The sequence below is a fragment of the Armatimonas sp. genome (genome assembly GCF_043760365.1).
Lineage (GTDB): Bacteria > Armatimonadota > Armatimonadia > Armatimonadales > Armatimonadaceae > Armatimonas.
Genome location: NZ_JAYUPA010000635.1, coordinates 1 through 11,965, shown reverse-complemented (window position 1 = coordinate 11,965; position 11,965 = coordinate 1). Strand labels below are relative to the sequence as shown.

Annotated in this window: 7 protein-coding genes and 2 pseudogenes; 5 read left to right on the top strand and 4 right to left on the bottom strand. The window is 58.7% G+C overall.

Annotated features, from left to right (window positions below):
- Nucleotides 1-103 precede the first annotated feature (103 nt).
- Nucleotides 104-1,384, top strand: coding sequence for a UDP-glucosyltransferase (locus tag ACH2EH_RS14530; protein ID WP_395142762.1), 1,281 nt, complete (start codon nucleotides 104-106; stop codon nucleotides 1,382-1,384).
- Here the strand turns inward: ACH2EH_RS14530 and ACH2EH_RS14525 are convergent.
- The 3 genes and pseudogenes from ACH2EH_RS14525 to ACH2EH_RS14515 form a co-directional block, all read right to left on the bottom strand.
- The gene (locus ACH2EH_RS14525) at nucleotides 1,381-2,199 is read right to left on the bottom strand and encodes a DNA gyrase C-terminal beta-propeller domain-containing protein (RefSeq protein ID WP_395142763.1); all 819 of its coding nucleotides are present in this window, start codon (nucleotides 2,197-2,199) and stop codon (nucleotides 1,381-1,383) included. The two genes, ACH2EH_RS14530 and ACH2EH_RS14525, sit on opposite strands and share 4 nt — an antisense overlap.
- Nucleotides 2,200-2,229: 30 nt before the next feature.
- A pseudogene (locus ACH2EH_RS14520) lies at nucleotides 2,230-3,555 on the bottom strand (DNA gyrase subunit A); the annotation flags it as partial.
- Nucleotides 3,556-3,573: 18 nt separating this feature from the next.
- Nucleotides 3,574-5,448 (bottom strand): annotated as a pseudogene (locus ACH2EH_RS14515) (DNA gyrase subunit A); the annotation flags it as partial.
- 211 nt (nucleotides 5,449-5,659) lie between these two features.
- On the opposite strand from ACH2EH_RS14515, the gene ACH2EH_RS14510 reads away from it, so the two are divergent.
- Together ACH2EH_RS14510 and ACH2EH_RS14505 are read left to right on the top strand one after the other, a co-directional pair.
- Nucleotides 5,660-7,195 carry an alpha/beta fold hydrolase gene (locus ACH2EH_RS14510; protein ID WP_395142761.1) on the top strand — a complete coding sequence of 512 codons (1,536 nt, stop codon included), beginning with the start codon at nucleotides 5,660-5,662 and terminating at the stop codon, nucleotides 7,193-7,195.
- A gap of 16 nt (nucleotides 7,196-7,211) precedes the next feature.
- The gene (locus ACH2EH_RS14505) at nucleotides 7,212-8,567 is read left to right on the top strand and encodes a PQQ-dependent sugar dehydrogenase (RefSeq protein ID WP_395142760.1); all 1,356 of its coding nucleotides are present in this window, start codon (nucleotides 7,212-7,214) and stop codon (nucleotides 8,565-8,567) included.
- A 52-nt stretch (nucleotides 8,568-8,619) separates the two neighbouring features.
- Here the strand turns inward: ACH2EH_RS14505 and ACH2EH_RS14500 are convergent, their stop codons facing one another.
- Complete coding sequence (locus ACH2EH_RS14500; protein WP_395142759.1) at nucleotides 8,620-9,390, bottom strand: glutathione peroxidase; 771 nt, start codon at nucleotides 9,388-9,390, stop codon at nucleotides 8,620-8,622.
- Between the two features lie 48 nt (nucleotides 9,391-9,438).
- Here ACH2EH_RS14500 and ACH2EH_RS14495 point away from each other — a divergent pair, with 48 nt between their 5' ends.
- A complete protein-coding gene (locus ACH2EH_RS14495) occupies nucleotides 9,439-10,467 on the top strand; it encodes an RNA ligase (ATP) (RefSeq protein ID WP_395142758.1) in 1,029 nt (342 codons plus the stop codon).
- Between the two features lie 191 nt (nucleotides 10,468-10,658).
- A partial coding sequence (gene aspS / locus ACH2EH_RS14490; RefSeq protein WP_395142757.1) for an aspartate--tRNA ligase occupies nucleotides 10,659-11,965 on the top strand: 1,307 nt, incomplete at its 3' end.

Here is an 11,965-nt window from a genome sequence, read left to right as displayed (position 1 = left end):
GGTCGCCCAGTACCACGATATGAATCCGAACTATGCCTACGAGCGCCCGGGTTACGACAGCGCAGCATCCGATAGTTCCTGGAACCGCGACGACTCGTAGCCCATGCGCCGACCACAGACTCCGCTGCGGGTTCTTTGCTACGCCGTCAATGGCCTTGGGCTGGGGCATCTGACACGTACTATTGCGATTGGCCGGCAACTCCGGCGGCTGTGTTGGGCGCTGGGTGAGCCGCTGGAGCTGGTGATCCTGACATCGAGCGAGGGCGATGGGCTGGCGCTCGTCCACGATTTTCCAGCCTTTAAGATTCCCTCTAAAAATATTGTGAGCGGCGGCGGGTTCTCGGCGCACCGCTACCGCAAGCTCGGAAAGCAGTGGGTCTGGAACGCGATCAATCTCTTCTCGCCCGATATTCTCGTCGTGGACACGTTTCCGGCAGGGAGTTTCCATGAGCTCTATGACGTGCTTGACCTAGGTAGTAAGAATGTCTTCGTCTGCCGCGCCGTGCGGCCCGATGTCGCAAACCAGCCGACCTTCCAGAGTGCGCTACGTGGCTACGACAAGATAATTCTGCCCGAGGAAGACGGCGTCAACGACACGCCGCTACCCGAGCAAGCGCAAGAGAGAGCTGTTGGGGTACCGCCGATCCTGTTGCGCTCCGTCGAGGAGACCTACGAAAAGGCGGAGGCACGGGAGCGTCTAGGCATTCCAGAATCTGCGAAAGCACTCTATGCCTCCACAGGCGGCGGCGGCGATAAAGATGCCGAGGCGCTCTTTGAGCAGCTTGTTGTGGCGGCGCGCGCCCTGCCGGAGATTCACTTCACGCTCGGGGCCGGAATGCTCTACCGAGGGCGTGAGTTTCCGGCTCCCAATGTCTCTTGGACGCGCCGCCCCGTGCTGAGCGAGTGCTTCAGGGCCTTTGAGGGAGCGATCACGGCAGGCGGCTTCAACTCCGTGTGGGAGCTGCTGCACAGTGGTGTCCCGTGCCTGTTTTTGCCCCTGGCCCGTGGCTGGGACGACCAAGAGGCGCGGGTGGAGCGCTGCGTCGCGGCGGGTGCCGGGGTGCGGCTCACCGACTTGAGTGCAGAGGCGATTGCGACGGGTATCCAGAATCTCCCCCAAACGATCCCACGCCTCGCACCGCGCAACGGAGCGCTCGCCGCCGCCGAAGAGATTCTCTCCCTGGTGTTTGACCGCAAGCACCTGGAAGACGCAGCGCTTCTCTGCGATCCAAGCGTGCTCTTTGCCGCCGCACAGAAAGGCATGACCGAAGAAACACTCCTCAGAGCCGCCGCCAAGCGCTGGAAACACACAGAAGACCACTCTCCTGATTCCGCAGAAGCACTGCTACAAGAGCTTTTCGCATCACGAAACACAGTTTTTTAGTCTTCTGGCTTTTTGCTGGCGTCGAAGTACTCCACCGTCTTGACGGCATCGCCTTCGCGTAGCTCGATCAGCTTGACGCCTTGCGTGGAGCGGTTCTGGGTGGTCTTGATCTCGCTGACTTTCACGCGAATTCCCGTGCCGTGCTCCGTGACAATCATCAGGCGCAGGTTCTCCTGGCCCTCACGTGGCACGACACACGCGGCTTTCAGATGCCCGGTGCGCACCGTGATGTCCATGGTCTTGAGACCCTTGCCCCCGCGCCCCTGCGTTTTGTAGGCCGCCATCGAGGTTCGTTTGCCCAGACCGTTCGCTCCCACCACCAGCAAGTCGGAGTCGTCGGAGGCGATATCGAGGCCCACGACGTGGTCATCTTCGCCATCCAGCACGATCCCACGCACCCCGCCCGACGCGCGACCACTGGCACGCACATCGGATTCTTTAAAGCGAATCGCCATGCCCTTGATCGTCGTCAGCACGATGTTCTGCTCGCCATCGGTGAGTTTCACCCAGTTAAGCTGATCACCCTCGTTCATGTCAAACGTGACCAGACCATTAGCTCGCAGGTTCGCGAACTCCGCAATACGTGTGCGCTTGATCTCACCGCGCACGGTTCCCATGAAGAAGTACCCCTCAGCGTTCTTCAGGTTACGGATCGGTACAGTCGCCGTGACGTGCTCATCGGGTAGTACCTGGATCAGGTTGATGATATTAGTGCCCATCGCCGTCCGACTTGCCTCCGGCACTTCAAAGGCTTTGAGACGATAGACTCGGCCTCGATCCGTGAAGAAGAGAATATAGTCGTGTGTCGAGGCCATGAACAAGTGCTCGAAGCCATCTTCCTCTTTGGTCTTGCCCGCGATCCGGCCCTTGCCGCCCCGCCCTTGTGTCGGGAACGTGTCCATCTTCAGGCGACGGATATACCCATCACGGGTGATCGTGATGAGCATCTCCTCATCCGCGATGAGGTCTTCGAGATTGATCTCCTCCGCCTCGGTTCTTTCCATGCGGGTGCGGCGAGCATCGCCGAACTTGTCGCGCAGGTACTCCAGGTCTTTTTGAATGTGCGCGTCTACCCGGCGCGGATCCGCGAGAATGTCTTCGAGGCGTGCGATCTCTTTAAGAATCTCACGGTACTCGCTCTCGATCTTGTCCTGCTCCAGCCCGGTCAGGCTGCGCAGCTGCATGCTGAGGATCGCTTCGGTCTGAATGCCCGTAAAGCCAAAGCGCTCGATGAGCCGTCCGCGCGCCGCTTCGGTGTTGCGTGACTGACGGATGATAGCAATCACTTCATCGAGGTTCTGCACCGCGATCTGGTAGCCCTCTAAAATATGGGCACGAGCCTTGGCGCGAGCCAGCTCAAACTTGGTGCGGCGCGTGATAACCACTCTTCGATGGTCTATATACTCTTGAAGAATCGATTTCAATCCAACGAGCTTGGGCTGAAGAATCACGCGCGACTTATCCTTATTTTCCTTTTGATCCGTCTGATCAATGGTCTGCGCGATCAGCGTAATCAGATTGACGCCGAAGTTCATACGCATAGGGGTGTGCTTGAGCAGGTAGTTGAGTACTTTCTGCGGCAGCACATCGCGCCGCAGCTCGATCACCACACGAATGCCAGTCTTGTCGGTGTAGTCGTTGACATTGGTGATGCCCTCAACTTTTTTCTCGCGCGCCAGCAGCCCAATCTGCTCGATCAGCTTGCTCTTGATTACCTGGTACGGCAGCTCGGTGATAATAATGGCGCTCTTGCCGTTGTCCATCTGCTCAAAGTGAACTTTGGCCTGCATGGTCACCGAGCCGCGCCCGGTCTCGTAGGCGGCGCGAATTCCTTTTTGCCCTAGGATCAAGCCCGATGTCGGAAAGTCCGGGCCGGGAATAAAGGTCATCAGCTCTTCGGTGGTGGCCGCCGGGTGGCGCAGGAGATGGATCAGCCCTCCACAGACTTCCGTGAGGTTATGCGGCGGCATGTTGGTGGCCATTCCCACCGCAATGCCCGTCGCACCGTTACAGATTAAGTTCGGGAACTTCCCCGGCAGCACCGACGGTTCCCGGCGCTCGTTATCGAAGGTCGGAGTAAAATCAACAGTGTCTTTTTCAATATCCTCCAGCAATTCCATTGCTAAAGGTGTCATTCTCGCTTCAGTATAGCGGTAAGCGGCCGGTGGATCGTCGTCAATAGAGTTATGGACAAAGACACCGCCACTCAGCAAGAAGTTATGGTGAGTATCTACCGTAATATCGTAGACATCCGCCGTCTCTTCAAGCCATTTTATGGAAACGATACGGTGATTGTAGTTTGCAGAAGCTGCCACAAGCTCTTCAAACGTTCCAAAGTAACTCTGCGCTTTTGCCCAGCGTGGAATATTGTTGTTCGGGCGATTTGTTTCGTAGATCTCAGGAGTGAGCGTCTCCGCACCAAACTGAGCGATAAGCGCCGAGCCGTAGCGTCGTATTCGCTGTCGCACCACATTTTGCTTGTAGCTTGGATCTTGCCAGCACTGTTTGAGGCTCTCAACGGCTTTCACATTGAGCTGTTGCATGTAGTCAGGATTTTCCGCTAGCCGTGCCGCTGCCCCTCGCTGTACCCCTTCACGATGGGCCTGCTGGAAGTTTTTGTCCTGCCACTGCCCATTGATTTTCTCACGGTGCGCAATGCGTGTCCGTGGATCGTCCCAGAGCTTCTTCGCCATTTTCTGGTGGTGATCTGCCGCAAACTTGGCCCGATAGCTCTCGTCCTGCCAGAGCGCTTTCGCCTGCTCGCTCAGACGTGCACGTAGCTCTGGCGACTGCATCGCCACTGTAATTGCGGCCACGATTTCTTCGCGCTTGCTGTCGTCCTGCCACATTGCCCGGCTCTTCTCACCCACAATACGCGAGACTTCCGCACGCTGCTCCGGAGTCAACGGACGTTTTTCAATGCCCTGAAGTGCCGCGCTCATTTTTATCCGATAGTCTGGATCAGCCCACAGAAGCCGCATGCGCTCGGCGATAACCGCACGCGCCTCAGTGTTCTGAGCGTAGTGCTCTTTCAGCCGCGCCCCTATTTTTTTTCCATTCTCCGCCCGAAACTCAGCACTCTGGTTCTGCGTCACCATCCGTTGGCGGCGTTCTTCACGCACTTCCGGGTTTTCATCGTAGAAGCGCTGGACTCCCTCACGCTGCGCCGTGCGGAACGCTTCGTCCTTCCAGAGCTCGGCCAGATGGAGTGCATGTAGATGAAGATGTTCCACAAACCCAAGCCGCTCAATGTTCTCAGGACGGTTATCGAATCGGTTGAAATTTTTATGGTGGCGCACAAACGGCCCCACTGCCGGAGTAACACGACCCGTTTTTTCATTAAACGCATCCGCAATGCGGTGTACAAACTCCCACTGCCCTGTCTGCGGCTGCTGGACACGCAAGTAGTTATTGAGCCCCTCTTTCACAGGGGCTGTGTCGAAGTAGCCTGGCATGAGGCTATCTTCGGGAGTCAGGAATTGCGCCTCTTTATAGAGGCCGCTACGCAGCAAGAAGCGGTGATCGGGTGTACAACGAATCTCTTCGCCATTATCCAGAGTGACTTGAATAAGAGCCGCACCGCGACGGGTGATACGTGAGTTGCGACCTTCCCCAACCACAATTTGACCTTCAGCATCTACAGAGTAAACCGAGAACACTTCCTCTTTCGGAAGCAGCGCCAGCTCAGCAAAACTCTTCTCGGTACCATCCAGTAACCTGATCTTCGTATCACCAGTAAAACAGCCGAAGTTTCCCTGGCCATCCACTAAAGGGTATCTTAAGGAGAAATCTTGCGCCATTCTGACCATTGTCATATAAATAGCCTGATCACCGTGCGGGTGGAAGTTACCGATAGTCTCTCCGACGATCTTAGCGGACTTTAAATGGCGGTTTGTGGGGGCGAGCCCCAGCTCACGCATGGCATAGAGAATACGCCGCTGCACCGGCTTGAGGCCATCGCGGACATCCGGGAGGGCGCGCGAGACAATCGTGGACATTGCGTAGCCCATGTAGCTGGTACGCATCTCTTCACTGATCTCGATCTTGGGGCCATCGTAGACCATGACACTGATCCCGGGCACTACCAGAGTGTCCTGTGTCTCAGGCATGTCAGGCGTCTCGTCGGTGTCAGACATAGCTTCAGCGGGGGTTGTTAGTTCATCGGGCATAGAAAATCCTCAAACAAAAAACAAAAGGCTACCGGGGTACTCCGTTGTGGTACCGGAGAGCGGAAATCATCCCTGTATTTTATCACGAAATAGGCTAGAATGGATTATGTTACCTCTACTTCCCTCGCTTATCGCCACAGTGCGGGTTCCTCAGGCCCCCGTGCAAGCTCCCTCCTGGGAGAGCCTCCAGCGCAGCTTTGCCTACGATGCCACCAAGCCGCTCGATGCAAAGGAGACGCGAGAAGGGGATCGGCTAAAACTTACCTTCACCAACCTGCGCGGCGAGAGCGTGACGGCGCTCTACCAGAAGCCCGACGGCTCCGGCCCGTTTCCGTGCATCGCGCTGCTGCATGGTCTCGGAGGTAGCAAAGAGCAGCTCTTTAGTTTGATGGCACCGGAGCTTATCAAGCAGGGCTTCGCGGTTTTCGCCCTAGACGCCGCGCTGCATGGCGAGCGCAAAGAAGACGGCAAGAGCCCGCAGGCCGCGTTTCTGAAAGTTGTTCCGGACACCGTGAAAGACTGGCGGCAAGCGCTAGACTGGCTCACCAAGCGCCCGGAGATCAATAAAGAGCGTATTGGGCTGTTAGGGTACTCCATGGGTGCGTTCCAAGGAAGCATTCTGATGGGAGTCGAGCCGCGCTTCCAGGCCGCCACGCTCTGCGTGGGCGGCGACCCGTTTGTCAAGTTCCCGGGCGCCTCGCTGGCATCTCCCAGCAACTTTATCGGCCACGCCACCCCGCGCCCGGTCTACTTTGCCAATGGCACCAAAGACACCACCGTCACGCCCGCAGCCTCCCGAACACTGATTGACGCGGCCAAGGCCCCGAAAATTATTAACTGGATTGAGTCCGGCCATATTCTGCCCGCCGATGACGTCCGCAAGGGGCTGGCCTGGCTCACCCTGCGCCTCAAGCTCCCGGCCAGTGCCGATAGATATGCCGCCCCAGACTCTGCGGCGCTTGTCTTCTCCCCCGTGGAAGACACCGAGGCGCGGGTGGAGAAAGTCAGCTTCACTAATGCCGCCAAGGAGAGTGTTGGTGGGCTCTATGTGCGCCCCAAAGACGGTGCTGGGCCTTTCCCACTCGTGCTGGTGCTTCACGGAAAGGGACACAGTAAAGAGCGCATGCTCAATACCATGAAGCGCGAGTTCGCCCAGCGGGGAGTCGCCGCCCTTGCACTCGACGCCGCAGGCCACGGCGAACGCAAGCCGAGCACCGACACCGAGAGTATCTTCACCACGACGATCCGAGACTACCGGCAGCTCCTCCCCAATTTATTGGAGCGCCCTGAGCTTAACTCCGAGAAAGTCGGGCTGATCGGGTTCTCGATGGGCGCGATGATGGGCACCATTCTCACGGCCATTGACGAGCGCATCCGCGTGGCGCTCCCCTGCGTCGGTGGGGAACTCGAAAGTCTTCCCGAAGCCTGCCGCCCCGCCGCCTTCGCGCCGTACCTGACCGATCGTCCACTGGCGTTTATCAATGGACACAACGACCCGACAGTCCCTGAAGCTGCCGCCCAAAAGCTCCACGCCGCCGCAGGCACAGCTCCGACAATCTTCTGGTACGCCGAAGCGGATCACACGATCCCCAAGCCCACCCTGCGCCTGGGAACCGACTGGCTCATAGAAAAACTGAAATGAGGCAGCGAGCACTAAAATGAGACAGCGAGCGACGGTGCCCGATCTCCGGGGCAAGACGCAAGCTGAGGCGTTGGCACTCCTGAGACGCAGTCAGCTCAAGCTCGGAGAGGTCGGCGTGGGCAGCAGCACACTGCCCAAAGGCCGGGTCTGCGAGCAGATTCCCGCTGCGGGCGTCAAAGTGCCTGTCAACGCGCCGATTGATGTAAGGCTTAGCCGTGGCCCCAGCGACGATCCCGGGCTGCTTAAGAACGCGAAAGAGGGCGCACGCTATGCCCCCGACAAGCGCGGCAAGAGCGTCATTCGTGTCCCGCGCCAGGTCGAGAACCCACCCACGGATTTTCTGAAAGGCGGCAAGGGCGTCACTCTCGTCGCGGAGGGCCTGGAGAACCCGCGCTGGCTGAGTGTGGCCCCAAACGGCGATATCTTCGTGGTGGAATCCCGGCTGGAAGTCAAGAAGACAAAGCAGCCCAACCGCGTGACTGTCCTGCGTGACACCAACGGCGATGGAAAGGCGGATCAAAAAAGCCTCTATGCCGACAACCTCTACCTGCCCTTTGGGATCGCGTTTCACCGGGACTTTCTCTACGTCGCCAACACGGGTAGCGTCGTGCGCTGGCCCTACAAACCCGGTGACTTAGTAGCGAGACAGCCCACCGAAACGGTCATTTCGGACATTCCGGAGATCGGAATGCGCCAGCACTGGACACGTAATCTCGCCTTTTCTCCCGACGGCAAGTGGCTCTATGTCACGATCGGAAGCAAGGAGAACGCCGCTATAGAGGAAGCTCCGCGTGCCACCATCGTGCGCTACGCCCTAGATGAAACGGGCAAACCCATCGGCAAACTAGCTATCTTCGCGTCGGGCCTGCGCAACCCGATTGGCATGGCGTTCCATCCGAAGACAAAGGCGCTCTGGGCCGTGGTCAGCGAGCGTGACTATCTCGGCGACGAGCTCGTCCCTGATTTCCTCACCGAGATCAAAGAGGGCGGCTTCTACGGCTGGCCCTACTACTACCTCGGCCCACACCACGACCCGCGTCTGCCCGAGCGCCCGGACTTAAAGAAGCGCACCCTGATCCCCGATATACTCTTCCCCGCCCACTCCGCTCCGCTCGGCTTGGTGTTCGATAAAGGCGGCAATGCCTATGTCGCGCTCCATGGCTCGCAGAACCGCAGCACGCTCACGGGCTACAAAATCGTCAAAATTCCCGCCGGATCAAAAAAGCCCCAGGACTTCGTCACCGGCTGGCTCATTAATCCCCAAGGCAACGCCGTCAATGGCCGCCCCGCCGGGCTCGCCTGGGCCATGGACGGCTCGCTACTCATCGCCGACGACTGGGCGGGACGCATTTGGAGGGTGAAGCTAAACTAAAAGCCGCCCGGCACGCGCACAACAGGCAGCTTGGACTTAGAGCGAAGTGCTCTTATTTTGCAGCGAGCAACTTCTCAATTTCCGCGACGACGCTAGGGATCATCGGATCCGTGCCCGCCTTGACGCGACCAGCGATCTCGCCCTTGCGGTTAATGAGGAACTTGGCGAAGTTCCACTCGATGGGGCCACCGAACTTGGGGTTGGTCGCCTTTTCGGTCAGGAACTTGTAGAAAGGCGCAATGCCCTCACCCTTGACCGTGATCTTGGAGAACATCGGGAACGCGACCTTATAGGTAGCCTCGCAGAACTCCTTGATCTCTTTGTCCGTGCCGGGCTCCTGAGCGCCAAAGTCGTTGGCGGGGAAACCCAGAATCACCAGCCCCTTGTCCTTGTACTTCTCGTAGAGCGCTTCAAGGCTCTTGTACTGGGGCGTGTTGCCGCACTTAGACGCCACATTCACCACCAGCACAACACTGCCTTCGTAGCGAGAGAGCTTGACAGGGTTGCCCTGAATGTCTTTCACCGCAAAATTCAGTGCGGCAGGAACGGGCACATTCGGGTACTCAGGGTTCGTCGGGGAAGACGCAGCGCCGAGGGAGTCGGGCTTGACACCAGCGAGCCTAGCCTCGGCGACATTGTCAAAGCTGGCAAACGAGCGGTTGTGGAGCCGGTAGTACATCCCACGATAGGTGAAGTAACCCGCGGCGTAGTTGATATGACAGTAGCTGCACTTCTGGCCTTCTTTTTTTGCGTACTCAGGCCGCGCCGATGCCGCAGAAATAAAGACCAGACAAACGGCGCTGGTAAGTAGCATTGTTCGCATTTCGCTTCTAGTTTACCAAACGCCTCCTCTCCACCGACACTGTAGATCATGGAAAGAAAACTAGCGAGTGTCCAGTGCGTGCTGGCGCTCCACCCTATCGAGAACGCGGATGCGATTGAGCTGGCTCAGATCAATGGCTGGCAGTGCGTGGTCAAGAAAGGCGAGTTTGCCGTGGGGTCGCTTGGGGTGTTCTTTGAGATAGATGCCATCCCGCCCGAGCTGCCACAGCTCGCGTTTCTCTGGACATCACGCACCGCCGAGAGCCCGCGGCCGCGGCCGGAGAGCTTCCGCATCAAGACCATGCGCCTGCGCGGGGCGCTCTCTCAGGGCTTGCTCATGCCATTGGCAAACTTTGACCTCCCTGAGAGCCTGACCGAGGGCGACGATCTCACGGCGACTCTTGGCGTCGGTAAGTGGGAGCCGCCGGTTCCGACGGGCATGGGCGACTGGCGCGCACCGTTCCCACCGCTGGTGCGCAAGACCGATGAGATGCGTGTTCAGAGCGTGCCCGGTGTGCTGGACGAGCTGCACGGCCTGCCCTACGTGATTACCCTCAAGTGCGACGGCACCAGTGCGACGTACTGCATTGATCCGCGCACCGACGAGTTCCATGCCTGTGGCCGTAACCAGAGCATCACCGAGGGCGCAAATCACTACTGGAATGTTGCTAGGAAGTACGAGATCGAGGCAGTGCTCCGCAAGTTTCCCAACTTCGCGGTTCAGGGCGAAATCTGCGGGCCGGGCATTCAGAAGAACCGCCTCGGGCTCAAGTCCATGGAGTTCTTCGCCTTCAATGTCTACGACCAGCAGCAGGGCAAGTACCTCAACCACGACGACACCCGCGCGTTTCTAGAGTCGGCCAATCTCCCCGCCGTCCCGATTGTCGAGGAAGGCGAAGGGTTTGCCCATACCCAGGAGTCGCTGCTCGCCCTGGCCGAGGGTAAGTACGACGGCACGAGCAACGAGCGTGAGGGAATCGTCATCCGGCCAAAGACCGAGCGCAACAGCCTACTTCTGGCAGGGCGGCTCTCGTTCAAGGTGATCTCGAACCGCTTCTTACTGAAAGAGGGCGAGTAGCACCGCCGGTCAGAGCGGCGGTGCTGGAGAGCCTCGTTCCTCGGCTACAAAGGCCGTTCCGGCCATACCCAATTCTTATGGGCGGCACGCCCTTTGCAGCGCGGAGCGCTCTGCAGCCTCCCCCCTCCTACGGGGGAGGCGATATAATGCCCCTTACGTGCCTCAGCCCGGGGCACCAGGAGGTTTGATTCGTGGCATTTGCAAGCTGGCAGCGGACGATAGACTGTGGCGCACTGCGCGCCGAGCACGTGGGACAGGAAGTGGTGGTTAATGGGTGGGCCAATAGTGTCCGTGACCACGGCGGGGTTGTCTTCATGGACTTGCGGGACCGCACCGGTCTCGTGCAGATCGTCGCCGATCCGACGCGCAATGTCACGGGTCCCGAGGCACACGCTATCGCCGAGAAAGTCAAGAGCGAGTGGTGTATCGCCGTGCGTGGCCGCGTCGCCGCACGGCCCGAGGGGCTGGCAAACCCCAATCTAGAGACGGGCGCAGTGGAGATAGAAGCGATTGAGGTAACGGTCTTTAACGCAGCGCGAACACTCCCCTTCCAGCTCGACGATAAAAACATCAACGAGGAAGCGCGGCTCAAGTACCGGTATTTAGACCTGCGCCGTCCCGAGATGTACCGCAAGATGCATCTGCGGCACGAGATCGTCCGGGCCGTGCGCGAGTATTTTTATGCTCATAATTTCCTGGAGATCGAGACCCCCGTGCTGACAAAATCGTCGCCCGAGGGTGCCCGCGATTACTTGGTTCCGTATCGCTTGCAGGCCGGGAAGTTCTATGCTCTGCCCCAAGCTCCACAGCAGTTCAAGCAGCTTCTGATGGTGGCGGGAATGGAGCGCTACTTCCAGATCGCCAAGTGCTTCCGCGACGAATCACAAAGGGCCGATAGGCAGCCGGAGTTCACACAGATTGATCTTGAGATGGCCTTCGCCACCCAAGACGACGTGCTCAGCATCGTCGAGGGGCTGATGATCGAGGTAGTGGAGAGGTTCACCGAGAAGACCGGAAAGACCATTCTCTCCAAGCCCTTTCCACGGTTCTCCTTCGATGAATCTATGCGCCGCTTTGGCACCGACAAACCCGATATTCGCTTCGGGCTGGAGCTGATTGACTGTGCGCCGCATCTGACTGAGACGCAGTTTGCGGTCTTCCAGCAGACGCTTGCAAATGGGGGCCAAGTGAAAGCCGTGCGCTATCCCGGCGGCGCGGGCATTCCCCGCCGCGAGATGGACGAGCTGGGTAACCTCTCCCGCGACTGGGGCGCAAAAGGCATGGCCTACTTCTTAGTGGACGAAGAAGGCAAGGCAACCAAAGGCCCCGTCGCCAAGTTTCTGAGTGATGCTGAGAAGGAAGCCTTAGTCGCCGCCGCCGAGGCCAAGCCGGGCGACTTAGTCGGATTCATCGCCGACCAGCCCGACACCGTGGCAAAAGTTCTGGATCGCTTGCGGCGCTTTATCGGGGGCAAGCTCGGGCTGATTGACAAGAACAA

Excerpts from the sequence above, each read along its gene's own strand:
- ACH2EH_RS14530 (WP_395142762.1), top strand. The coding sequence starts at position 104 with ATGCGCCGACCACAGACTCCGCTGCGGGTTCTTTGCTACGCCGTCAAT.
- ACH2EH_RS14525 (WP_395142763.1), bottom strand. The coding sequence starts at position 2,199 with ATGGCCTCGACACACGACTATATTCTCTTCTTCACGGATCGAGGCCGA.
- ACH2EH_RS14510 (WP_395142761.1), top strand. The coding sequence starts at position 5,660 with ATGTTACCTCTACTTCCCTCGCTTATCGCCACAGTGCGGGTTCCTCAG.
- ACH2EH_RS14505 (WP_395142760.1), top strand. The coding sequence starts at position 7,212 with ATGAGACAGCGAGCGACGGTGCCCGATCTCCGGGGCAAGACGCAAGCT.
- ACH2EH_RS14500 (WP_395142759.1), bottom strand. The coding sequence starts at position 9,390 with ATGCGAACAATGCTACTTACCAGCGCCGTTTGTCTGGTCTTTATTTCT.
- ACH2EH_RS14495 (WP_395142758.1), top strand. The coding sequence starts at position 9,439 with ATGGAAAGAAAACTAGCGAGTGTCCAGTGCGTGCTGGCGCTCCACCCT.